This window comes from Acidobacteriota bacterium (genome assembly GCA_021161905.1).
Taxonomy (GTDB): Bacteria; Acidobacteriota; B3-B38; order Guanabaribacteriales; family JAGGZT01; genus JAGGZT01.
In genome coordinates this window covers 1-24,243 of sequence record JAGGZT010000065.1, presented here as the reverse complement: position 1 = coordinate 24,243, position 24,243 = coordinate 1, and the positions used below count along the sequence as shown (strand labels likewise).

20 protein-coding genes and 1 tRNA gene are annotated in these 24,243 nt (G+C 48.5%); 18 read left to right on the top strand and 3 right to left on the bottom strand.

Annotated features, from left to right (window positions below; translation table 11 throughout):
- On the bottom strand, nucleotides 1-496 hold a 496-nt coding region (locus J7L64_09150), incomplete at its 3' end, for a sulfatase-like hydrolase/transferase (protein ID MCD6452508.1).
- Between the two features lie 92 nt (nucleotides 497-588).
- Between J7L64_09150 and J7L64_09145 the strand changes: the two genes are divergently transcribed.
- The 6 genes from J7L64_09145 (at nucleotide 589) to J7L64_09120 (ending at nucleotide 7,576) form a co-directional block, all read left to right on the top strand.
- Nucleotides 589-665 (top strand) — tRNA-Met (locus tag J7L64_09145).
- 125 nt (nucleotides 666-790) lie between these two features.
- Nucleotides 791-3,511, top strand: a complete 2,721-nt coding sequence (locus J7L64_09140; protein MCD6452507.1) for a hypothetical protein — start codon at nucleotides 791-793, stop codon at nucleotides 3,509-3,511.
- Nucleotides 3,512-3,626: 115 nt separating this feature from the next.
- Nucleotides 3,627-4,838 carry an inorganic phosphate transporter gene (locus J7L64_09135; protein ID MCD6452506.1) on the top strand — a complete coding sequence of 404 codons (1,212 nt, stop codon included), beginning with the start codon at nucleotides 3,627-3,629 and terminating at the stop codon, nucleotides 4,836-4,838.
- Nucleotides 4,839-4,847: 9 nt separating this feature from the next.
- Nucleotides 4,848-5,540 carry a TIGR00153 family protein gene (locus J7L64_09130; protein MCD6452505.1) on the top strand — a complete coding sequence of 231 codons (693 nt, stop codon included), beginning with the start codon at nucleotides 4,848-4,850 and terminating at the stop codon, nucleotides 5,538-5,540.
- Nucleotides 5,541-5,601: 61 nt separating this feature from the next.
- Complete coding sequence (mgtE, locus tag J7L64_09125) at nucleotides 5,602-6,963, top strand: magnesium transporter (protein MCD6452504.1); 1,362 nt, start codon at nucleotides 5,602-5,604, stop codon at nucleotides 6,961-6,963.
- Between the two features lie 13 nt (nucleotides 6,964-6,976).
- Nucleotides 6,977-7,576 carry a BON domain-containing protein gene (locus J7L64_09120; GenBank protein MCD6452503.1) on the top strand — a complete coding sequence of 200 codons (600 nt, stop codon included), beginning with the start codon at nucleotides 6,977-6,979 and terminating at the stop codon, nucleotides 7,574-7,576.
- On the opposite strand, the gene J7L64_09115 is transcribed toward J7L64_09120, so the two are convergent.
- Complete coding sequence (locus J7L64_09115) at nucleotides 7,566-8,615, bottom strand: tetratricopeptide repeat protein (GenBank protein MCD6452502.1); 1,050 nt, start codon at nucleotides 8,613-8,615, stop codon at nucleotides 7,566-7,568. The genes J7L64_09120 and J7L64_09115 overlap by 11 nt on opposite strands.
- Before the next feature lie 337 nt (nucleotides 8,616-8,952).
- Here J7L64_09115 and polX point away from each other — a divergent pair, with 337 nt between their 5' ends.
- The 10 genes from polX (at nucleotide 8,953) to prfB (ending at nucleotide 20,167) form a co-directional block, all read left to right on the top strand.
- Nucleotides 8,953-10,671: a DNA polymerase/3'-5' exonuclease PolX gene (gene polX / locus J7L64_09110; GenBank protein MCD6452501.1), complete on the top strand. Its 1,719-nt coding sequence runs from the start codon at nucleotides 8,953-8,955 to the stop codon at nucleotides 10,669-10,671.
- A gap of 9 nt (nucleotides 10,672-10,680) precedes the next feature.
- Complete coding sequence (locus tag J7L64_09105; protein ID MCD6452500.1) at nucleotides 10,681-11,403, top strand: hypothetical protein; 723 nt, start codon at nucleotides 10,681-10,683, stop codon at nucleotides 11,401-11,403.
- A complete protein-coding gene (locus tag J7L64_09100; protein MCD6452499.1) occupies nucleotides 11,396-12,286 on the top strand; it encodes an acetylxylan esterase in 891 nt (296 codons plus the stop codon). Before J7L64_09105 ends, J7L64_09100 begins: the two co-directional genes overlap by 8 nt.
- A gap of 65 nt (nucleotides 12,287-12,351) precedes the next feature.
- Nucleotides 12,352-13,353 carry a dihydrodipicolinate reductase gene (locus J7L64_09095; GenBank protein ID MCD6452498.1) on the top strand — a complete coding sequence of 334 codons (1,002 nt, stop codon included), beginning with the start codon at nucleotides 12,352-12,354 and terminating at the stop codon, nucleotides 13,351-13,353.
- 13 nt (nucleotides 13,354-13,366) lie between these two features.
- Nucleotides 13,367-14,689, top strand: a complete 1,323-nt coding sequence (locus J7L64_09090; GenBank protein MCD6452497.1) for a nodulation protein NfeD — start codon at nucleotides 13,367-13,369, stop codon at nucleotides 14,687-14,689.
- 20 nt (nucleotides 14,690-14,709) lie between these two features.
- Nucleotides 14,710-15,474, top strand: a complete 765-nt coding sequence (locus J7L64_09085) for a slipin family protein (GenBank protein ID MCD6452496.1) — start codon at nucleotides 14,710-14,712, stop codon at nucleotides 15,472-15,474.
- 5 nt (nucleotides 15,475-15,479) lie between these two features.
- Complete coding sequence (locus tag J7L64_09080) at nucleotides 15,480-16,832, top strand: diguanylate cyclase (GenBank protein MCD6452495.1); 1,353 nt, start codon at nucleotides 15,480-15,482, stop codon at nucleotides 16,830-16,832.
- A gap of 21 nt (nucleotides 16,833-16,853) precedes the next feature.
- Nucleotides 16,854-17,471, top strand: coding sequence for an SPOR domain-containing protein (locus tag J7L64_09075; GenBank protein ID MCD6452494.1), 618 nt, complete (start codon nucleotides 16,854-16,856; stop codon nucleotides 17,469-17,471).
- Nucleotides 17,472-17,534: 63 nt separating this feature from the next.
- The gene (gene lnt, locus J7L64_09070; protein MCD6452493.1) at nucleotides 17,535-19,076 is read left to right on the top strand and encodes an apolipoprotein N-acyltransferase; all 1,542 of its coding nucleotides are present in this window, start codon (nucleotides 17,535-17,537) and stop codon (nucleotides 19,074-19,076) included.
- Nucleotides 19,077-19,093: 17 nt separating this feature from the next.
- Nucleotides 19,094-20,167: a peptide chain release factor 2 gene (gene prfB / locus J7L64_09065; protein ID MCD6452492.1), complete on the top strand. Its 1,074-nt coding sequence runs from the start codon at nucleotides 19,094-19,096 to the stop codon at nucleotides 20,165-20,167.
- Here prfB and J7L64_09060 read toward each other — a convergent pair.
- Nucleotides 20,164-22,503 carry a PBP1A family penicillin-binding protein gene (locus J7L64_09060; GenBank protein MCD6452491.1) on the bottom strand — a complete coding sequence of 780 codons (2,340 nt, stop codon included), beginning with the start codon at nucleotides 22,501-22,503 and terminating at the stop codon, nucleotides 20,164-20,166. The two genes, prfB and J7L64_09060, sit on opposite strands and share 4 nt — an antisense overlap.
- A 232-nt stretch (nucleotides 22,504-22,735) precedes the next feature.
- Here J7L64_09060 and J7L64_09055 point away from each other — a divergent pair, with 232 nt between their 5' ends.
- Nucleotides 22,736-23,023: a co-chaperone GroES gene (locus J7L64_09055; protein MCD6452490.1), complete on the top strand. Its 288-nt coding sequence runs from the start codon at nucleotides 22,736-22,738 to the stop codon at nucleotides 23,021-23,023.
- A gap of 25 nt (nucleotides 23,024-23,048) precedes the next feature.
- Nucleotides 23,049-24,243: chaperonin GroEL (gene groL / locus J7L64_09050; protein MCD6452489.1), on the top strand; the 1,195-nt coding region annotated here is incomplete at its 3' end.

Here is a 24,243-nt window from a genome sequence, read left to right as displayed (position 1 = left end):
TTTTGTAATAGTCGTCATATATCTCAAATCCCTGATCAAGCCCGAATTGAGAATCAAGGGGGAAGGCGCCGACGAACGCTCCAGTGTGATATCCCTTTGCTCTCAGTATCTCAGCGATGGTAGTATGTCTCTTTTTAAGCCGGAAGATGCCATTATCTCTCACCCCGTGGTAGATGGGAAGGGTTCCGGTAAGGATAGAGGTATGGGAGGGAAGGGTAAGGGGAACCTGCGCCATCGCCCTTAAAAAGAGGACCCCCTCTTTTGCTAAGCGGTCTATATTTGGAGTGGTTGTTCTCTTCCCACCATAGCAGCCGAGGTAATCAGCTCGTAAGGTATCGATTGAAATAAGAAGAATGTTCCATCTTTCCCCTTTAGCCTTTCGGGGAAGAGGGGCGAGGTTTATGAGCCCAACAAGCACTAACAAAACAACCACGCTTTTTTTGGAAAGGATCACCCCTTCCTCCTTACTTTGAGATAATTCTATCTCCAAGCTCATTTTCTGTCAATAACCGGTGGGTTTGGCGAAGAGGCTTTTCTCCTAAAATGACTTGACAAATGCCAAAACCAAGCTTATATTTGAGCTTGGATTGCGGGGTGGAGCAGTCTGGTAGCTCGTTGGGCTCATAACCCAAAGGTCGCCGGTTCAAATCCGGCCCCCGCTACCAAAGAATATAACCGCCGATTAACGGCGGTTTTTTATTTTGTTTTCCTTACTGCCAGTTGACTTACTTTTTCTTCAGGGAGTAATATCTTAAAGAGATTTTAAACAAACTCTTAAGGAGGGAGTTAAATGAGACATATGAAGAGGGTTTTGGTTTTTATAGTCCTTTCTCTTCTCCTCTCCTTTCCCCTACTGAGCCAGCAGAGGATAGACAAGACGAGTACTGAACTGATCAAGAAGTACACTACTGCTCCTGAATTCCTCCCCGATCTGGTGGCGAAGATACCAGAATCTCCTACCGTTCCTTCTCCACGAGATGTCCTCGGCTACATCGTGGGGACCCCGAAGAGGCTGACCTATTATGCAGATATTATCAAGTATTATAAGGCACTCGCCAAAGCGTCGCCCAATGTAGCCATCTTCCCCATCGGAAGGACAAACGAGGGAAGGGAGATGTATGTGGTGGCGATAGCCACGGCGGATACTATAAAAAGGCTCAACCAATACAAGAGGTACACCGCTCTTCTTTCCGATCCCCGGAAGACAGATGAGGCAAAGGCGCGGAGGATAATAGCCAAGGCTAAGCCGATATACCACATCACCTGCAATATCCATTCCTCAGAGACCGGAAGTGCCGAGATGGCGATGGAGCTTGCCTACCGGCTTGCAGTGTCAGACGACCCTTACATTAAGGTTATCCGGGACAAGGTTATCGTCCTCATTACCCCTTGTCTTGAACCGGATGGGCATGATAGATACACCGATTGGTATTACAAATATTTGAAGGATATTACCGATGAGGAGACCCGTTTCCCCAGTTGTCCCTATTGGGGAAAGTATATCTTTCACGACAACAACCGTGATTCCTTACAGCTTACCCAGCCTTTGAGCAGGAACATCCTTAAAGCTTATTTCGAGTGGCATCCTCAGGTGATGCACGACCTTCACGAATCCATCCCCTTCCTCTATGTCTCTACTGGGACCGGTCCCTTCTATATCAACCTCGATCCCGTCCTCATCGATGAGTGGCACCTCTTAGCCAGTTGGGAGTGCACCGAGCTTACCAAGAGGGGGATGCCCGGCGTATGGACCCATGCCTTTTATACCGGTTGGTACCCGGGATATACAATGTGGCTCGCTAATTTGAGGAATTCCATCGGCAGGTTCTACGAGACCTTCGGAAACGGTGGCGCTACCACGATGAAGAGGAAACTGGTCCGCGAGGATGGAGGAAGGAGAAGGTCCTCCTTCACCACCAGGGAATGGTACCGTCCTCTCCCTCCTTATAAGGAGGTTCTCTGGTCCTTTAGGGATAACATTAATTATCAGGAGACCGGGGTTCTCACCGCCCTTCATCTGGTGGCAGTAAACGATAAGATATTCCTCTACAATTTCTGGAAGAAGAATAAGAATGCGGTCGATGCTGGAAGAAATAAGGCTCCTTATGCCTACATCATTCCTCCAGAGAAGCGGCACCCCTTTGAGGAGGCGGAATTGATCAACCTCCTTCTCAAGCAAGGTGTGGAGGTACATCGAGCTGTAAAAGAGATAAAGGTTAAAGAGGGGACTTTTCCTGCCGGCTCCTATATTGTGAGGTTAGACCAGCCAGCGAGAAATGTGGCGAAAACGATGCTCGAGGTTCAACACTATCCTCAAAAGGCGCAAAGACCATATGACGATGTCGCTTGGACATTCGGTTATCTCTATGATGTGAAGACGGTGGAAGTGAAGGATAAGGCAATTTTTTCCGTTGAGATGGAGTTGGTTAAGGGGAAGGTGCTTCCTGAAGCTAAGGTGGAGGCGGAAAAGGGGAAGAACATAATAATCGAGAATACCGGAGGGAATGGGTTGGCTGTTCTTTTCCTCGCTAAGCTCCGTGATGTACCTGCTTTTATCGTTGAGAAGGACTTCAAACTGGGGAAGAGCACCGTTCCCAAGGGTAGCGTGGTTGTCGAGGCTTATAAATTGGAGCCCAAAAAGAGAGCGGAGCTACTTTCACTCGCCAGAAGGACCGGCTTAACCGTTAAGGCGACCGATGAGGAGATAAAAGCGCCTAAGCACAGCCTAACAAGACCCCGCCTTGCTATCTACCATACCTGGTTCTACACTCAGGATTCGGGTTGGGTCCGTTACGCCTTTGACCATTACGGGATACCCTATACCTTAATAAACAAAGATCAGCTTAGGAAAGGTGATCTTAGGAAGAGGTTCGATGTGATCCTCATACCCCATCAGGGAGGATGGGCAAATGGGAAGAGGATAGTAATGGGCGTTGATCCTGAATTCAGCCCAGTTTCCTATGAGAAGTCTGAGAAGTTCAAATCCTTAGGTTCCCCCGATAGCTCTCCCGATATAACCGGTGGGATGGGGTTGATCGGCTTGATGAATCTGAGGAGATTCGTTGAGGAAGGGGGAATAGTCATCGCCCTTGGCTCGGCGAGTCGTATCTTCATCGATTACGGCCTTATCCGCCGTATCGAGGTGGTTCCAGCGCAGGGGATAGTGGCACCCGGCTCGATCATAAAGGCGGAGATGGTGGATAAGGAGAGCCCCCTACTTTATGGGTATGAGGAGAATTTCCCCTTATTCCTTCGAGCGAGTTTCCTCTTCCGGGTACCGAGGAAGGAGCGGAGATGCGTCGTGGCTCGGTTTGCCAAGAAGGATCTTTTCCTCTCCGGCATCGTTAAGGGTGGAGAGAGGATTGCTGGAAAACCCGCTGTTCTTGATGTCCCTCTGGGGAAGGGAAGGGTGATTATGTTCTCTTTTAATCCGATGCACCGCTTCCTCAACAAGGCGGATTTTCCCCTCGTGTTCAATGTGCTTATGAATCGAGAGGCTCTTCTCAAGTAAGGGGTTCTCTCCAAAAGCTCGGGAGGCTCTTGCCTCCTGGGCTTTTTTATTGACAATCTCATCGTCAGAGGGGTAGCATTCTCCTGATTAATGATTTTTAAAAGGAGGTTTCTTGATGAGTTGGTTAATTGTCGGCATCATCGGCGGTCTTTATATGGCTTGGAATATAGGGGCGAACGATGTAGCGAACTCTATGGGAACCTCGGTAGGAAGTAGGGCACTCACCGTACGACAGGCGGCGTTTCTTGCCGGTATTTTGAATGTGATGGGCGCTCTTATGCTGGGGAGTAGGGTAACTGATACCATAAGAAAGGGGATTGTAAACCCCAGCCTTATAAGCGATGTCCGGCTTATAGTTATCGGAGCTCTTTCCGCCATTATCGCTGCTTCCTTATGGGTTACCCTTTCCACTTGGCTTCATCTCCCTGTTTCCACTACTCACTCTGTAGTAGGGGCGATGGTCGGTTTTGGGCTTATTGTGGTGGGCATTTCTGGGATAAATTGGTTTGTATTGTTTAAGATAGTCCTTAGTTGGATATCCTCTCCCATATTGGGTGCTATTTTGGGTTTTCTCATCTTTAAGTTCATCAGTTTCTTTATTTTAGAGAGTGACCAATCGATAAAGGCAACCCGTTATTACGCACCGCTCCTTTTTGGGCTGGTTTTTTTTGTGATCGCGCTGGCGATAATTGATCATTTGTCCCCCCACATTTCCCGGGAAAGATTGCTTCTTTATGCAATGGTAGTAGGTTTAGTTGCAGGTGTTGTCGGTTATCTCATAGTGGTGGGGACCTCCCGAGGAAAGGATGGGGAATACCAGGTGGTTGAGAGGATATTCCGTCATCTTCAGGTTTTTACCGGCTGTTATGTTGCCTTTACCCACGGGGCTAACGATGTTGCTAACGCGGTAGGTCCTGTGTCGGTGGTTGTTTCTTACTCGACAAGAGGTGCCTTAGGTAAGGTGGTCTATGTTCCATTTTGGCTTCTGCTTTTAGGAGGGGCTGGTATTGCCCTCGGCATCGCCACCTGGGGATGGCGAGTGATGCAGACGGTGGGGAGGAAGATAACCGAGATAACCCCCTCCCGTGGGTTTGCTGCCGAGTTCGGAGGTGCTACTACTGTTCTTATTGCCACCCATTTTGGACTGCCCATCTCCACCACCCATACCATTGTGGGCTCAGTTATTGGTGTTGGCTTCGCTCGAGGCATTTCCGCTTTGAATTTGAAGGTAATAAGGAATATATTAATATCGTGGTTTCTTACTGTACCAATAGCTGCTTTGATCTCCATAATTATCTATCTATCTCTGAAGACAATAATCTATTAGGGGGGGAAGATGAAGATCTTTAGCACCATTTTAGGGAAGGCATTTGCCAAATCCCCATTTACTCCTCTTTACCGTCATGCGAAACTGATGGAGATTTCGGGGAAGATTATCTGTGACATATTCGACGCGTTTCTATCCCGTTCTTACCAGGAGATGGAGAAGGGAATTGCGGAACTGATTAAGGTTGAAAAGGAGGGAGATAAGCTAAAGGAAGAGGTGAGGGCTAGAACTGGAGAAAGCATCCTTCTTCCTATTGAGCGATCTGATCTCATTTCCCTTTTAAGGGAGCAGGAAGCCATCCTCGATGCCAACAAACACATCGCCTTATTGTTTAGGCTCGAACAGCGAGAACTAATACCCAAGAACATAGGGGAGATATTCCATCAGATCGTAGATAAGAATAGGGAAATCTCATCCCTCCTCTATCAGGGGATTTCAGAGCTCAGGGTGCTTATCGAGTCAACTTTTGGAAGAAAAGAGATAGCGGAGTTAAAGAAGGTGACCCAAAGGATAGACGAGATCGAAAAGGAAATAGACCACCTCCGTTACACTTATTTTGAGGCTTTGTTTGGCCTTAAAGGCCCAAAACCGCTGACGGTGTTTTATATTACCAATTTGGCAAAGTTTCTTTGTGAGATCTCTGATCATGCTGATAACGCAGGCGAGGTTCTTGAACTGATAACCGCGAAAAGGGGAAGGTGAGTTTTTGCTTTCTTTAGGTAGGATAGATATGCTATCCTGATAATAAAGGGGAAAAGCGGCGATGACAGCTAAGTTAGAGAGGATTGCTTACATTCTCGAGCCACTGCGGAAGCTTCTTCATCGAGGAGCGGTTCAGCGGGTAATCAAGCTGATGCAGAAGGTTCACTCAGCGGATATCGCCCGGATAATGCTTGAGTTAAACAGCTATGAGCGGAAGCTCCTTTTCGATATCCTGTTGAACCACAATGTGAAAATGGTGGAGGAGATCCTCCGTGAGGTGAGCCCGGAGATGGCGGTTGAACTCCTTGGCGATCTCGAGATCAGTAAGATAACCAAGATCCTTCAAGAACTTCCTTCGGACGATGCTGCCCCGATAATCGAGGCTCTTCCCGAGGATATAGCGGAGCAGGTGCTGGAGCAGATGCGAGATCAGGAATCGGAGGACCTGCAAGGGCTTCTCCGCTACAAGGAGGAGACCGCAGGTCGAATTATGAGCACCGACTTCCTCGCTCTTCCACAAGACACCCTGGTTCGGGATGCTATTGCCCATGTCCAGAAGTCGGCGGATGTTGAGGTTGCCTTTTACCTCTATGTGGTGAGCAAATATAAACATCTGCTTGGCGTGGTCTCCCTGAGGAACCTTCTTCTCAACCCACCTGATAAACAGCTCAAGGATATTATGACCCCAGATGTAATAAGTGTAAGGCCAGATACTGACCAGGAGGAGGTAGCCCGGATCGTCGCTCGGTATAACTTCCTCGCAGTACCGGTGGTTGACGATGAGAACAAACTCATCGGGGTGGTTACGGTGGACGATGTCATCGACATCATCCGGGATGAGGCGACTGAGGATTTCTTGAAGATCGCTGGTCTCGGCGATGAGGCGATACTTCGGCGCTCCTTCTTAGGTAATTTTCTCTCCAAATTTCCCTGGTTGTTTGTCCCCTGGTTGGGCGAGATCGTGGCGGGATATGTGATCAACTCTTTTCAGGCTACCCTGAGTCAGATCATCTCCCTTGCCGCCTTCATCCCCATCGTGATGGGGATGGGGGGAAATATCGCCACCCAATCCTCTACCATCATCGTCCGTGGTCTGGCAACGGGGAGGATAAATCTGCGCAATGTGTTTCGGGTGGTTATAAAAGAAATTTCAGTAGCTGGGTTGCTTGGCTTGACTTACGGGGTTCTCCTTGGTTTCTTCACCAGGCTTCAGTTTCCCTCACCGGTTGTCCTTCCGATTGCCGTAGGGCTATCGATCTTTTTGGCTATGGTGGTAGCGGCGATCGTTGGTTCCTTTGGTCCCTTGATCTTGGCTAAAGTTGGTGCAGATCCAGCGGTGGCAAGTGGTCCCTTTGTCACCACCGCTACTGACATCCTCGGCTCCTTTATCTATTTTTCCATAGCCACTTATATCCTGCTTTAAAGGAGATAGGGAAGTGAAGAAGGGGTTATTTTTATTCGTTGCTTTTCTCGTTTTACTCGTCGGAGGATATTGGTTTCTTTCCCATCTTCGTAGTAAAGCGGAGGAGATGAAGGCTAAAACAGTAATAAGCGCTAAGCTTAAAGAAGCGAAATTGGTCCTCTCCGTTAAAGCTGCCCTCTCCCTTTATAAGGAGTTTTCCCCTTTCGATATTGAGGTAGATGCGGATGAAAATGGGGTGGTCGTATTAAAGGGCGAACTTCCCTCGAGAAGGCTTGAGAATGTAGCGGTGAGGATAGCTTCCAATGTTCCTGAGGTATCCAAGGTGATAAGTAAGATAAAGATAAACCCCTCTCTTAAATTGAGGAAGAGAGCGGAGGCGACGCGGAGTTTGGGGGAGGTAATAGATGATGCCGCTATCACCGCCTATGTTCGTTCTGCCATCGCCTTGAATAAGGAGCTCGAGGGAGCAGAGATAAAGGTAAGCACCTTCAAGAGGACGGTGTTCCTTGAAGGAAGGGTAAAGAGCAAATACCAAAAGAAATTGGCAGTAGAAGTAGCAGAAAGCGTTAATAATGTGAAAAGAGTGGTTGAAGCGTTGGTAATCAAGGAATAACGCTTTCTTTTTCCTTTATCTTTCGAAGGTAGAACTTCGCCTGAGCCAATTTAGGGTTTAGTTTGAGGGCGAGGCTGAATTCCCTTTTTGCCAATTTAAGGTTTCCCAGTTGATAATATACAACTCCCAAGATGTTGTGAGCTTCAGCGAAGTTGGAGGAGTAGCTTATACTCTTTTTAAAGGCTTTTTGAGCCTTCTCATAGTTCCTTTGGTTGTAATAAACAAGTCCTAAATTGTAGTAGAAATAGGGATCGGTCTTTCTGAGCTCTATCGCCCGTTTAAGTTCCTTTTCCGCCTCTTGATAGCGTTCTAAGGCAGCGTATACATTTCCCAAATTGGCGTGAGGAGCAGGGAGGTTGGGGTTGAAGAATATCGCCTTTTTATACATCTCGATCGCCTTCTCGTAATTTCTTCTCCGTTGATAGGCGATGCCAAGGTTGTTGTAGGCTTTTGCAAAATCTGGCTTTATCTTTATTGCCTTTTCGAAGTAGCGGATCTCATCATCTGGGATGGGGGGTTGCTCATAGTAGCCAGGCTTTCTGCTTATGATGACCCCTAAGCTATTCTCAAAATTTGCCATTGCCTCGAGATCGTCTATCACCCGGTAGGTTCTGTATTCCTTCCGGCTATATTCCGAGAAGTCGATGAGGAGCAACTCGCCATCGGTGTCTACTCCAGCGCATATATGTCCCGAATTGATCACCAGTTTTCCCTCACGCTCCAGGTTACTTATCTCGGTTACATCGACATAATAAGCTTTAAGCCCTGCCGCCCTTGCCATTCCAATGAAGAGATTGGTGTAAGCAATACAGTTCGCTTCACCTGTGACCAGAACTTCAATGGCGGTCAGGCTTCTATATTTGTTGTATCTTACGCTCAACTTATCCTGTTGGATGATCGCTTTTACCAAAACATCTGCTTTGGTTTCATCATAGAGAAGGTTGTGGGTGAGCAGTCGGGCATAAGTTTTCAGTTCATCGGGGATGGCAAAGGGGATGGGGGTTGCCTCGTATTCTTCGGGAGAGAGCCTTTTTTTCAACAGCTTAGCAAGTTCGTCCTCTGTGTAACTTAGCTTTCTCGTAGTACCGCACGAGAGGAAGAAGAGAAGAATGAGAAGAGAAAAGAGAATTAATATTCTCTGTTTTTTTGATATTCCCATATTTTTATTGAAACATTGTTAAGATTAAAGGATGTAGTATGTATTACATATCCCGCTTTTGACCTTAAAATAGCCTTTGATGTTTGTCAAGAAGAATGTTAGGGTTTGTTGAACAATCTCTGGGGAAGCGGTATAATTTTCTCAATTAGAAATCTCGAAGCGATGGTTTGAGTTGGGGATGAGATTGGTTCTTTTAAGTGGGATATAAGGTAGAAAGATGAAGAATAGAGAGTTAGCCGATATCTTTGAAAAGATGGCGGATATCCTTGAATTCAAGGGAGAAAACCCGTTCAAGGTCAATGCTTACCGGAAGGTGGCACGGGTTCTCAAGGACCTCTCGGAGGATGTCGCCGAGATAGCTAAGGAGGGTAAGCTGGAGGGGATCCCCGGGGTCGGCTCCGGCATCGCCAAGAAGATAAAGGAATACCTTGAGACAGGAAGGATCGCCAAGTATGAGGAGGTGAAGGAGGGGGTTCCTGCTGAACTCATCGAGATGATGAAGATACCGGGGATGGGTCCTAAAACAGTGGCTCTTGTTTATAAAAAGCTCGGCATCAGCACCATCTCTGCCCTCGAAGAGGCAGTGAAGGAGGGAAGGTTGAGAGAGCTCTTCGGGATGGGTCCCAAAAAGGAGGAGAACATCCTTCGCGGTATTCGCCTATTAAGGGAGAGCAAAGGGCGGAAGATATTAGGACAAGCTCTCCCCCTCGTTGAGGAGATCATCTCTCTATTAAAGGAAAGAAGTAAGACACTGAACAAGATCGAGCCGGCAGGTAGCCTTCGCCGAATGAGGGAGACGGTTGGTGATCTCGATATTTTGGCTACGGGAACTGATCCTAAAGAGATAATAGATACCTTTGTAAGCCTTCCCCCGGTAGTGGAAGTGCTCGCTTCCGGGACTACCAAGGGAAGCGTAATCGTCTCCTCGGGGATGCAGATAGATCTTAGGGTAGTTCCCGAAGATTCCTATGGTGCTGCCCTCCAGTATTTCACTGGCTCGAAAGCGCACAATATCCACCTGAGGAATATCGCCAAGGATAGGGGGCTGAAGATAAACGAATATGGTGTCTTCCGAGGTGAGGAGAAGATAGCGGGAAAGGAGGAAGAAGAGGTTTATGCCGCCTTATCTCTTCCTTTTATACCGCCGGAGCTCAGAGAGGATAGGGGTGAGATAGAGGCGGCGTATGAAGGTAAACTCCCTCAGGTGGTTGGCTACGATGAGATGCGGGGTGATTTCCATGTTCACTCAAAGTGGTCCGACGGTTCTGCCAGCATAAGAGAGATAGCGGAAAAGGCAAAGGAGCTCGGCTATGAATATCTGGTTATTGCTGATCATTCCCAATCGATGAAGTTCGCTGGTGGATTGACCCCGGAGATGCTGATAAATGAGATAAAGGAGATAAGAAGGGTCAACGAGGAGGTTTCTGGGATAACCCTGCTTGCTGGTGCCGAGGTCGATATAAGGATGGACGGGACCCTCGATTTCCCCGACGAAGTACTTACAAAGCTCGATGTTGTAATCGCCGCCGTTCACTCTGGATTCAAGCAATCCCGTGAGGAGATGACGAGGAGGATCATAAGGGCGCTTCGCCATCCTGAGGTGGATATCTTAGCCCATCCCACCGGGAGGATAATAGGGGAGCGGGAACCCTACGCAGTGGATATCGAGGAGGTGATAGCCGAAGCGGCGAAGTTGGGCAAGATACTCGAGATAAACGCCTACTATCAACGGCTTGATCTCAATGATGTCTACTCCCGGCGAGCAAAGGAACTCGGGGTGAAGCTTGCCATCGGAACCGACGCCCATCATTTAGACCAGCTTTCCTTCGTTCGGTTTGGGGTGGCGGTTGCCCGACGCGGCTGGTTGGAGAGAGAGGATGTTCTGAACACCTATTCTCTTTCCGAGGTGAAAAGGATATTGAGTGGGAAGGGTTAGTTTATCACCGTGGTTTCGAAGAAAGACCTCATCAAGTACCTAGTTGAGAGATTGGGTGGCTGTTTTTCCACCGAACTGGGGATTGATCTTCGCTCAGCCTCCTCCTCCGCCCTTTCCTCTTGGTTTCTTGCTTCGATCCTCTTTGGCGCAAGGATATCGGAGACGATAGCGAAGAATACCTACCGGGTGTTTGCGGAGAAGAGGGTTATCACTCCTCAGGCGATATTGGATACCGGTTGGGATGGGTTGGTCAGGCTACTCGATGAGGGAGGTTATGTCCGTTACGACTTTAAGACCGCAACCAAGTTGCTTGAGGTGATGGGATCGCTGATAGCGGAGTACGGGGGTGAGCTGAATGAGCTTCATCGGAGGGCAACGGATTCGGATGACCTTGAGAGGAGGATAATCTCCTTAGGGAAAGGGATTGGTAAGACAACAATTTACATTTTTCTAAGGGAGCTTCGCGACATCTGGGAGAAGGCTGATCCCCCTCCTAATGAGCTTGTGATAATCCCAGCGAAGCGACTTGGTTTGGTAAAAAGTGAGGAGCCAAAGGTTGCTCTTTCTGAACTCAGGGGGTATTTCTCACCAGGAGGGGAGGTCTCCCTTCGCTTCGCCGATTTCGAGGCAGCCCTTATTCGATTGGGAAAGGGGTATTGCCGAAAGGGGCGTTGTTCCCCCTGCCCGATGAGGGCTGAATGTTTATATTTAAAGGAGAGTAAAGATGGATAGAGAGAGATTTTTGTTTTCTTCTCTTCTTTTTCTCATCTTGGTAGGATTTGTCTTTCCCCTTCAGTTCACAAAGGAGGAAAAGTTGTCCTTTTATAGTTATACTCCTCGGGAGGAGGTCAAGTTCAAACAGGAGCTCTATTGTGATGAGGAGGCTTTCAAGGGGATAAAGATCGTTTATCCCGGTGCCGAGGGTAGGGAGGTTCCCGCTTTGCTTGTCCTTCCTAAAGAAGGGACCCCTCCTTATCCCCTTATCCTTTATTACCATCGGGCTCGGGAGGAGGCGAAGACAGCAGCGATATCTTTATTTAAAGTATTCCCCGACTTCGCTATCTTGGCTATCGAGGCTCCCTCTTTTAAGGAGAGGAGGAAAAAGGAAGGAGTGGGAAGATTGTTAACGAGGCAGGGAAGAGCCCTCATCATCAAGAACTGGGTTCTCGATGGGAGGTATGCCCTCGATCTCCTTCCCACCTTCCCCGAGGTAGACCGTGCTCGGGTAGTAGTGATGGGAGGGAGTATGGGGGTAGCGCCCGCCTGCATTTTGGCTTCTGTTGATGAACGGATAAAGGGGGCAGTGCTTATTTCGGGTGGTGCGCTTATGCCTGTTCGTTCTCGCCGTTTGTTCTTCTCTAAGAGAAGAGATGAGAAACTGATAAAGCTGACTGCGCCAGAGGAGTTTATCGGTCTGATCAGCCCAAGACCTCTCCTGATGATAAACGGGAGGAAGGACCTCATCTTCAGGAAAAACCGAGTAGAGGAGCTTTACAACCGGGCAAATGAACCGAAGAGGATAGTGTGGCTGGATCGAGGACATAATTTTCCCCTTGCTGAGGTTAGGGATACAATCCTCACTTGGCTTTCTGAGATGGAGTTGGTTAAACATTAGAAAAGGGCAAGGTTGTGGTATAATATGAAGGGAATTTTTTGATTATTTTTAGGGAGGTAGCACTTATGAAGAAATATAAGGTTGTTCAGTATGGTCTTGGTCCCATTGGGTTGGAAGCGGCAAAGGTGGTTCTTGCAAAGGAAAACCTTGAGTTGGTTGGTGCCATTGATATAGACGAGGCGAAGGTGGGTAAGGATATAGGTGAGCTTATAGGGCTTTCGGAGAAGGTGGGGGTGACTGTCTCTTCGGATCCGGCTGAGGTCTTTTCCCGCACTAAGCCCGACATTGCCCTCCTTACCACCCTTTCCTTCGTGGATAAGGTCTATCCTCAGATAGAGGTTGCGGTGAACCATGGGGTCAACATCACCTCTACTACGGAGGAATTGCTTTATCCTTACCGCCGTTGGCCCGATCTATCGAAGAAGATCGATGAATTGGCGAAGAAGAACGGAGTTACCGTTCTCGGAACTGGAGTGAACCCTGGTTTTGTGATGGATACGCTCGCTTTGGTGTCTACCGGGGTCTGTCTCGAGGTTGAATCCATCAAGATCGAACGGTTCCTCGATGCTGCTACTCGGAGATTGCCCCTTCAGAAGAAGGTCGGTGCGGGAATGAGCGAGGAGGAATTCAGGAAGCTCGTTTCCCAAGGGAGGCTGGGGCATATCGGGTTGGTAGAGTCGATGCTTCTCATCGCTTATGGTCTTGGCTGGGAGGTAGAGAGATACGAGGAGAAAATAGATCCGATGATCGCCGATGATGATTATAAAACCCCGTATCTCGAGGTAAAGAAAGGGCAGGTAGCTGGGATCAAGCATACCGTAGTAGGGTATGTTGACGGGAAGGTTAAACTCGATCTCGATCTTCGGATGTATGTGGGCGAGAAGGATCCCCACGATTCGGTTCTGGTCAAGGGGAAGCCGCCGATCGATTTGGTGATCCGTGGTGGGACTGCAGGCGATCCGGCAACAGTAGCGATGCTTGTCAACTCCATCCCCAGAGTGGTTGAAGCAGAGCCCGGATTGACCACGATGGCGGATCTGTCTCTGCCCAGGGCCTTTAGTGTATAGTAATGGGATGAGTATGAGAAGGAGCCCGCTCGCCATAAAATTGATGATGATTTGCCTTCTTCTTTTGGCGAGTGGGCTCCTTTCCTCTCTTTATGCCTCGCAATTGGTGGTGGTAGCCGAGCTTTCCGATAATATCCATTCGGTTACCGCTGGCTTCGTCTCTCGGGCTATCGATATCGCTGAGAAGGAAGGAGCTTCGCTTTTCATCCTCAGGCTGAATACCCCGGGAGGACTCGATCAGGCGATGCGGGACATTATCCTGAAGATAATAAACGCCAAGGTCCCGGTGGTGGTATTTGTTGCTCCGAGTGGAGCGAGGGCAGCGTCAGCTGGCTTTTTCATCCTAATCTCAGCCGATGTCGCGGTGATGGCGCCGGGCACCAATACCGGAGCAGCCCATCCGGTTAGCGCTCTTCCCTTTGTGAAGATAGACAAAAAGATGGAGGCGAAGATAGTAAACGATGCGGTAGCCTATATAAAGGGAATAGCAGAGAAAAGAGGAAGGCCCCTCTCATTAGTGGAGAAGGCGGTGAGAAAGAGCGCCTCCTTCTCTGCTAACGAGGCTTTATCCTCCCATTTGATCGATCTTATCGCCAACAATGAGGGTGAGCTCTTAAAGAAACTCAATGGGAGGAGAATAAAGAAATTTAACGGTGAGGAGGTAGTTCTTCACCTCGGCAATCCGAGGTTGGAAGTAATAAGGATGGATGCCAGAGAGCGGCTTTTAAGTACCATTTCTCAGCCTTTCATTACCTTTATCCTCCTCGCTATTGGGGTTCTTGGGATCTACTTCGAGCTGGTTCATCCTGGTTTTGTCTTCCCCGGGGTAGTTGGTGCCATCTGCCTAATCCTCGCTTTCTTTGCTTTTCAGATCATCCCCGTTAATTATGCTGGTGTTCTTCTTATCATTCTTGCTCTAATATTCTTTATCCTTGAAGTGAAGGTGGTAAGTTATGGTATGCTTACGGTGGCTGGGATTATTTCTATGATACTCGGCTCATTGATGTTGATAAAAGCCCCTATCCCCGAGATGAGGATACCGCTTTCTCTAATCATTCCAGTCGCCCTTGCCGTTGCCTTTATCGTTACCTTCCTCCTCCGGTTGGTCATCAGGGCTCATAGGAAGCCGGTGGCTACTGGAGCAGAGGGGTTGCAAGGTGAGATAGGTGAAGCGAAGACGGACATCTCGCCTGAGGGCACGGTGTTCATTCATGGCGAGATCTGGCGAGCATACTCGGGAAAAAGGATAAAAAAAGGAGAGAAAGTAAGAGTGATAGGAATGAGGGGCTTGGTTCTCTCGGTCGAGCCGATAGATGAGGGCTCGAGAGAGGATTGACTTAACCCAAGGAGGGGATTATGGGTTTAGGTATTCTGATTTTTATCTTGGTTCTCTACTTCCTCTCGGCGATAAAGGTGATCTCTGAGTACGAGCGAGCGGTGATCTTCCGGTTAGGGCGAGTTCTTCCTAAGCCCAAAGGTCCGGGGATCATTTTTGTCTTCGCCCCTATAGATAGGATGGTTCGAGTGAGCCTTCGGACGGTGGTTCACGATGTCCCTCCCCAGGATGTGATAACCAAGGATAATGTATCGGTGAAGGTGAATGCGGTGGTCTATTACCGAGTTATTGATCCTAAGAAGGCGGTAATCGAGGTGGAAAACTATATGTACGCCACCTCCCAGCTTTCTCAAACCACCTTGAGAAGTGTTCTTGGGGAGGTGGAACTTGATGACCTTTTGAGCCAGCGGGAGAAGGTAAACTCTAAACTGCAGCAGATAATCGATAAGCATACCGATCCTTGGGGGATTAAGGTCTCGATGGTTGAGGTGAAACATGTTGACCTCCCGGTAGAGATGCAGCGGGCGATGGCACGTCAGGCAGAAGCAGAGAGGGAAAAGAGGGCGAAGATAATCCATGCAGAAGGGGAGTACAGGGCTTCTGCCACCTTGGCGAAGGCGGCGGATGTGATTGGCCAGAACCCGGTTACCATCCAGCTTAGATTTCTCCAGACCCTTACCGAGATAGCAACCGAGAAGAACTCTACCATTCTCTTCCCTGTACCTATCGACCTGATGAAGGCATTTTTGAAGCCCGAGAAGGCAGAGGGAGAAAAAGCAGGTTAATAAAAATGCCTCCGGAGAAGGCGCTGGTAATCCACCCAGATCAGAACTCTCGGGAGAGGTTAAGCTCTCTCCTGAAAAAGGAGGGATATTATGTAGATGGAGTGGCTGGGGTTGATGAGGCGTTGGTGCTTATTAGTGAAAATTCTTATCAGTTGGTTCTTGGCTCTTTTCCGGAGAAGGGAGGGTTTTTCTCCCAGCTCGAGAGAAGGCTTCCCTCTGCCCTCAAGATAGTGGTTGTTGATGGGGAGGGGGTGGCGGTAAAGAGAGAAGCCCAACTTATATTAGAGGTTGATCTGATAGAGAAGATCTTACCTTTGATAACCCTCCAGCTGAGGAAGGAAGCTGATCTGACATCTGAGATCAACAAGCTCAGGGAGGAAGTAGAACTTTTCAAGAGGACGAAGGAGCTTGCACTAATTCCGGATCTCGATGAGCTGGCGGTTGAGATCTTGAGATTCTTAGTAGAGCTTGCTCAAGCGGAGGGTGGATTATTGGCGCTTTTCGATAAGGAGAAGGGGAAGTATGCATTAAAGGGTTGGCAGGGAGTACTTACTGATGATGTGGAATATCTTTCTTCTTTGATAGAAGGTAAGCGGATAAAGGAACTTCTCAACAAGGATGAGATAAAGTTGGTGAGAGGAAAGCGGTTGTTTGAGAAGGGGATATTTGCGGAGGAGGTTACTTCAGTCCTCTTCGTACCGTTTCTTGTCGATGAGGAGAAGCTTGGGGGGGTAGTTTTAGCCAAGTTGGCGAAGGAAAAGGAGTTTGATCCGGAAAGACTTGCCCGGATGTCAAAGGTGGTTCCTGATCTCGCCCGGGCGTTTAAGAATTCGCTCGCCCTCAGCCGAACGAACGAGCTGGTTATCAAGGATGATGTTACTAACGCCTATAATCGGAGATTTTTTGAACGCTATATAGAGGAAGAGATAAGCCGTTGTGAGCGTTACGGGTTGGTTCTTTCGATAATATTTATCGATTTGAACAATTTCAAAAGGGTTAACGAGCTCTATGGTCATGCTATTGGGAGCAGGATGCTCGGTGCAGTGGCATCGCGGATAATAAGGGAGGTAAGGAGTATAGACCGGGTAGTGAGGTATGGGGGAGATGAGTTCTGTGTTGTCCTTCCGGGCACTGCAGCGGAAGGTGCCTTTCGAGCTGCTGAAAGGATAAAGGATAGTCTCGAGAGTACCCCTTTTGTTTTTCCCGGGACAAAGCCCACATACATCACAGCCGCCTTTGGCATAGCCAGCTATCCCCGCCACGGACTCACCAAAAAGAGCCTGGTAAATAAGGCGGATCAGGCAATGTTTAAAGCGAAGAAGGAGAAGAAAGCGGCGATAATAATCGCTGAGGAATGAGAAAAACTGGAGGTGAATAAGGTGGAGGAAGAGAAGAAGGATTATTATGAGATCCAATTAGATAACAAACAGCTGATCTTCCTCTTTTTCTTGGCGGTTGTCATCTGTGGTGTGTTCTTTCTCGTGGGGGTAAAGGTGGGGAGGGATGCTGCTCGTTTGGAGGCTGAGGCGAATAAGATAGCCTCGAAGGCGCAGAAATTGGAGACTAAGGAGATCCCCCCTCCCTCGGTTGTTGCCCTTCCTAAAAAAGAAGAGCCCAAAAAGACAAAAGAGTTTGGCTATTTCAAGTTGATGGAAGGGAAGAAAGCGGGAAAAACCGTTACTCCTGGGGGAAAGCCTCAGTCACCAGCGAAAAAAGAGGAAAAGCCATCCCTTGCTCCTTCGAAACCGAAGGTTAAAAAGAGGTATTATGCGGTCCAGGTTGCTTCCACCCGTTCGAAACGGGAGGCACTTTCTTTGAGGGATAGGCTCAAGAGAAAGGGGTATTCCGCCTTTGTGAAGATGGTTGAAGAAAAAGGGAGGAGGGTGTACAAGGTTCGGGTGGGTAGATTCAAAAACCGGATAGAGGCTATTTCCCTTAGAGATACGCTGAGGATAAAGGAGGGGTTTAAAGACGCCTGGATAGTAGCTACCTCTTGAGATAACGCCATCGGCAAGCTCTCTGAAGCCGATGGTTATTTTTTGTCTCCTATGCAAGGAAAGATGCGGAAGAAGTCATCTATTATCTATGCTTTATTGCTTTCCGGGTTAAGTGGGGTTCTGGTGGCTTTCTCCTTCCCCCGGTTCAACCTTGGTTGGCTTGCCTGGTTTTCTCTCGTTCCTCTTCTCGTTATGGGTTGGTTTACCCCTCCGAAACGGGCTTTCTTTGCTGCTTTAGCCGGAGGAGGGGTGAGCTATCTTCTTAGCGTTTATTGGCTTGCTCCGGTTATGACCCATTATGGAAGACTTCCCCAGAGCGTGGGTATTTTGATAATGTTGATCCTCGTTCTCTATCTCGCCGCTTATTGGGCATTTTTTGCCCTTATCTTTTCCTTTATCGGGAGAAGGTTGGGAGAGTGGGTGTTTCTGATCGCTCCCTTTGTTTGGGTAGGATTTGAATATCTGCGGAATTACATCGTAACCGGTTTTCCCTGGATATTGCTCGCCCATTCTCAGTATCGTTTTCTCCATCTGATACAGATTTCAGATATCTTCGGCGCATATGGGGTTTCTTTCCTTATTGTATTGGTCAACGGAGTACTATCCCTTTCCCTTCTGAGAAGGTTTAGGAGTAAGAGATATTTCGCCCTTTTGGTTGGGACGGCTATTCTTATTATTATTGTCCTTATCTATGGGGCTGTCAGGTTGAAGACGGTTTTTGCTTCTCCTGAGAGGATAAGGATCGCTTTAGTTCAGGGAAATGCGGAACAGGATAAACTCCTGAGCGGAGCCTATGTTGAGGAGCTTGCCCGGGTTCACCTTGCTCTTACTGCCCGTGCCGCTCGTTTTGGTAGTGAGTTTATCATCTGGCCCGAGTCCAATATCCCCTTGAACTTTAGCACCTCTCCGGTGTTCAATCGGCTTATGCGGGATGAAGCGAGGCGTTACAATGCATTTTTCCTCTTCGGGAGCGTTGATGTGAGGGAAAAGGAGGGGAAGAAGAGATATTATAATTCCGCCTTTTTGATCAACCCCGAAGGAGAGGTGGTGGGAAGATACGATAAGGTGCATCTCGTTCCCTTTGGGGAATATGTGCCTAAGAAAAGGCTCTTTTTCTTTGCGGGTAAGCTCACCGCTGAGGTTTCCGATTTCTCTCCGGGAGAGAGGTTGACCCTTCTCGAGGTTAAGGGGCATCGTTTTGCCGTTCCCATCTGTTTTGAGATCATATTTCCCAATCTGGTCCGCTCCTTTGTGAAGGAGGGAGCGGAGTTCATCGTTACCATAACTAATGATGCCTGGTTTGGGAGGACTTCAGCACCTTATCAGCACTTCATTACCGCTGTTTTTCGGGCGGTTGAGTGCCGTCGTTTTGTTGCTCGGGCAGCCAATACAGGGATAAGTGGGATAATAGATCCTTATGGGAGGATCATAAAGCAGACCCCCATCTTCAAAAAGGCGTTGGTTATAGGTGAAATAGCCCCTTCAACATATACCACATTCTATGTTAGATATGGGGATATTCTTCCCCTTTGTTCTCTTTTTATGGTGATATTTGTTCTCATCTATTCCTTGAAGAGAAAGGAGGATAAAAGTGCTTATCGATGATCTAAAACAAAGATTCGCTGAGCTTAAGAGGAAGACAGAGGAACTTGGAGGCTATCTTTGACCAAGATGAGCTTGGAAGAAGGATAAACGCCCTTCAGGACAAGTTGCTCGTCAGAGAGATATGGAATAATAAAGAGGAGGCGGTGCGGCTCTTGAAGGAGAAGAAGCAGCTTGAGGAAAGGTTGGATGTTGCTCGCAAGCTGAATGATCTGATTGGTGAGATAGAGGTTATGCTGGAGCTGGCAGATGAAGGAGAGGAGGTGACCGAGGATATCGAAGAGCGTCTCAAGGTGCTCGAAGAGGAACTGAATCAAGCGGAGATAAATCTTATCCTGAACGAGGAGAACGATGAGAATAACGCCATCCTAACCATCCATCCTGGGGCAGGGGGCACGGAGTCCCAAGATTGGGCATCGATGCTTCTTCGGATGTACCTTCGCTGGGCGGAGCGGAGAGGGTTCGAGGCAAAGGTGATGGATTACCTTCCCGGTGAGGAAGCGGGTTTAAAAAGCGCTACCGTGAGCATAAAAGGGCGTTATGCCTATGGTTACCTAAAGGGGGAATCCGGTGTCCATCGATTGGTGAGGATTTCTCCCTTTGATGCTTCTCGGCGGAGGCATACTTCCTTTGCCTCGGTATTCGTATATCCCGAGCTCGATGAAGAGATAAAGATTGAAATAAACGAAAAGGATTTAAAAATAGAGACCTTCCGGGCAAGTGGGCATGGGGGGCAACATGTAAATGTCACCGATTCTGCGGTGAGGATCACCCATCTTCCAACAGGAATAGTAGTTCAATGTCAAAATGAGCGCTCCCAGCATCAAAATAAAGCCTTCGCTTTGAAGGTGTTGAAAGCGAGACTTTATGAACGGGCACGGCAAGAGAAATTGAAGGAGAAGGAGAAGTTGGAAAAAGGTAAGAAGGATATCTCCTTTGGGAGTCAGATCCGTTCCTATGTCCTTCATCCCTACCAGATGATAAAGGACCATCGCACCGGTCTTGAGATAGGTGATGCTACCCGGGTGCTTGATGGCGATATTGATCCCTTCATTCAGAGTTATCTCAGGCTTTTGGCAAGGAAAAGGAGCTAATAGATATCGACCAATTTCTCCTGGAGGTAGTAAGGAAGTTTGAGATTCCTATGATATTCCTCACCGCAGAATTTTACGGGTTCCGTTCCCTCGCGGTAGGCTTCGAGGATGATGTCCTGAGGAGGACAGAGCGGGGTGGCAAGAAGACCCGTTCTTCGATCGATCCGTCGGAATACGATCCCCGGGGGAATGCTGAAATTGCCTATCGGTTTTCCTACCAAGGCGTTTTTCATAAATTCCATCCATATGGGAAGAGCAGCTCGAGCTCCGCTTTCATTAGGTCCTAAGGTTTTCTTTTCGTCGAAGCCTACCCAGACCCCACAGACGAGGTTTGGGGAATATCCGATGAACCAGGCGTCGGTATAATCGTTAGTAGTTCCTGTTTTTCCAGCTAAGGGCAGACCGAGAGAAGCAGCTGCCGCAGCTGTTCCTCTTAGAACCACCCCCTCGAGGAGTTTATGGGTGAGGAAGGCAGTATCCGCAGAGAGGGCTTGTTTTGTTTTAGGAGTATGGGTATAGAGGATGTTTCCCTCGGTATCGGTGATCTTTTCGATAAAGTATGGCTCTACCCACACCCCTTGATTGGGAAAAACGGAATAGGCAGCGGTCATCTCCAAGGGGGTGACTTCGAAGCTTCCCAAGCCTATTGAGAGAAAGGGTTGGATATTCTCTGTGATACCGCACCGTTTGGCATATTTAACCACCTTATCCACCCCCACTTTCAACTCTATCTTTATCGTCGCCACATTGAGCGATTTCTCCAGAGCTTCTCTAAGGGTGACTACGCCGAAGTAGCGATTGTGATAATTCGAGGGCTCATATGGTTCATTGGTATAAGGATCGTAGAAGGTGGCTGGCTCATCGAATACCGTAGTGCTTGCGGTGAGTCCAGAGTCGAGAGCAGCTGCATAAACAAACGGTTTAAATGCGGAACCGGTTTGCCTTTTCCCCTGGGTCGCCCGGTTAAACTTGCTCTTCTCAAAATCTATTCCCCCCACCATCGCCCTTATCCTTCCTGTACCAACCTCTATTGCCACCAAGGCTCCATTTACCAACGGGTCCTGCTCCAAGGAAAGGCGAATCTTCCCTTTAGCGGATACATCCTCTATTCGGAAGGGAACGAGATCGCCAGGTTTAAACAGTTTTCTGAGATCGGAGTGATGGGTCCAGACTACCTCATATCTCCCTATGGGGAATTCATCCCGCCCTATCTTCACTAGTGCCTTATTGGCTTTTACCGAGAGTATTAACCCCCTTACGATCCTTCCTTTCACCAATGGGCGGTTCCATTCCTTAAGCCAAAACTCCTTTGGTGAGAGCCCTTCCTTGATGATATTCCGGTATCCCCCCCGAAATCCCTCTCGTTTGTCGAGAGCTCGGACACCGTCCTCCACTGCCTTATTGGCTATCCGCTGTAGTTTGCTGTCTAGGGTGGTGTAAACCCTCAACCCCCCCCGATATGTTGCCTTTCTTCCGAACCTTTTTTCTAAGAACTTCCTCACTTCCTCAACGAAGTAAGGGGCGACACTTCCCTCTTCCGCGCCCCGTTTCCTTAAGATAAGGGGCTCCTTCTTTGCCTTGTCCGCTTGTGCCTTAGTGATGAACCCCTCCTTCACCATTAGATCAAGCACCATATTCCTTCTTTTCACCGCCCTGCTCGGGTACCTGAATGGGGAATAGATAGCAGGTGCCTTAATTAATCCGGCGATGGCAGCGCATTCTGCCAAGGTAAGGTCTTTCGCCTTTTTCCCAAAATAGTATCTGGCAGCCGCCTCTATCCCAAAACGGTTGTATCCCAGGTAGACCTGATTGCAGTAGAGCTCAAGGATCTTTCTCTTGGTGTAATGGTTCTCGATCTGAATGGCGTAGAGGGCTTCCTTTATCTTTCTGGTAAATGTCTTTTTGGGGGTGAGGAAGAGATTGCGCGCCAACTGCTGGGTGATGGTGCTTGCTCCTTGGACTTTTCTTAAATGGATTATGTCCTTGTAGATCGCTCGAAGGATACTCACTGGGTCTATTCCTATGTGGTGGTAGAAGGAGTCGTCTTCAGCGGCAATGACCGCGTTTATGAAGTTCTTCGGTATCTCAGAGAAGGGGATGACGATCCTTTTTTCGAGAGCAAATTGGGAGATGGGGTTGTCCTTGGAATCGTAGATAATGGTGATGACACTGGGACGGTAGTTCTCGAGGGCGGTTATTCGCTCCACATTGGTGTAATGGGCGAGGATATATCCTCCTATTGCACCTGAGGTTATAGAGAGGACGAGGAGAATAAGGAAAATGCTTCCTGTTTGCGACAGACCAAATTTTTCTTTTAGCCAGTCTACCAGCCTCATCGGAGAGGGATTATATCATAGAGGTTAGTGGAAAGCACCCTTTAATTGATATCTTGGGTTGGATCGATGGCATTTTTAATATGTATTTTTTCCAAATTTGATTTAAATCCCCCTTGACAATTGGTGAGTCGGGAATTATTATTAGCACTCGGAAGGAATGAGTGCTAATAATTAATGTGGTTTTGGTGTCTTTTCTCTTGATTAATCAATAGGTTAGAAAGGAGGTAGCTAAATGAAGATCAAGCCACTTCACGACAGAGTCCTGATAAAAAGATTGGAGAAGAAAGAAGAGGTACGGGGCGGAATAATCATTCCCGATACTGCCAAAGAGAAACCGATGGAAGGAGAGGTGATAGCGGTTGGCGAAGGGCGGGTTCTCGATGATGGTAAGGTTCGTCCCGTCGATGTTAAGGTAGGCGATAAGGTGTTGGTGGGGAAGTATTCCGGTACCGAGATCAAGATCGATGATGAGGAATATCTCATCGTCCGCGAGGATGAGATCCTCGGTGTTATAGAATAAAAATTATTCGTAAGGAGGGGAAAGAATGGCTAAGAAGCTCACCTTTGGCGAGGATGCCCGGCGCGCTATTATGGATGGCATCGATAAATTAGCAAATACAGTCAAGGTGACCCTTGGTCCTAAGGGGCGTAATGTGGTCTTGGAGAAGAAGTTCGGTTCTCCTACGATAACTAAGGACGGGGTTACTGTGGCTAAGGAGATAGAGCTCGAGGATCCAGTGGAGAACATTGGGGCTCAGCTGGTTCGCGAGGTGGCGAGCAAGACCTCTGATGTGGCAGGTGATGGGACCACTACCGCTACGGTACTCGCCCAGGCGATCTTCAAAGAGGGATATAAAAATGTGACTGCTGGCGCCAACCCAATGGCTCTCAAGCGGGGCATCGACAAAGCGGTGGATACGGTAATCAAGAAACTCAAGGAGATGGCGAAGGAAGTGAAGGGAGACGCCATTGCTCAGGTGGGTACGGTAGCAGCTAACAATGACCGGAGCATCGGAGAGATAATCGCTCAGGCGATGGAAAAGGTGGGCAAGGACGGTGTCATTACGGTAGAGGAGGCCAAGGGCATCGAGACCTCCCTCGAGGTAGTTGAGGGTATGCAGTTTGATCGCGGTTATCTCTCTCCCTATTTCGTGACCGATGCCGAGCGGATGGAATGTGTTTTAGAGAATCCCTACATCCTCCTTTATGAGAAGAAGATAAGCAGTATGCGGGATCTTCTTCCTGTGCTGGAGCAGGTGGCAAAGGAAGGGAAGCCCATCCTGGTGATCGCTGAGGATGTAGAGGGTGAGGCGTTAGCTACCTTGGTGGTGAACAAGCTTAGGGGAACCCTTAGCTGTGCTGCGGTCAAGGCTCCTGGTTTTGGTGAACGGCGGAAGGCGATGCTCCAGGATATCGCCATCCTTACCGGCGGTAAGGTGATCTCCGAAGATATCGGCATAAAGCTGGAGAATGTGCGGATCGAGGATCTTGGTCGGGCGAAGAAGGTGGTTATCGATAAAGAGAATACCACCATCATCGAAGGCGCGGGCAAACCTGAGGATATCGAGGGAAGGGTGAAGCAGATAAAGAAGGAGATCGAGACCACCACCTCTGATTATGATCGGGAGAAGCTCCAGGAACGGTTGGCGAAGTTGGTCGGTGGGGTGGCAGTTATCAAGGTTGGTGCTGCTACCGAGACCGAGATGAAGGAGAAGAAGGCGCGGGTTGAGGACGCGATGC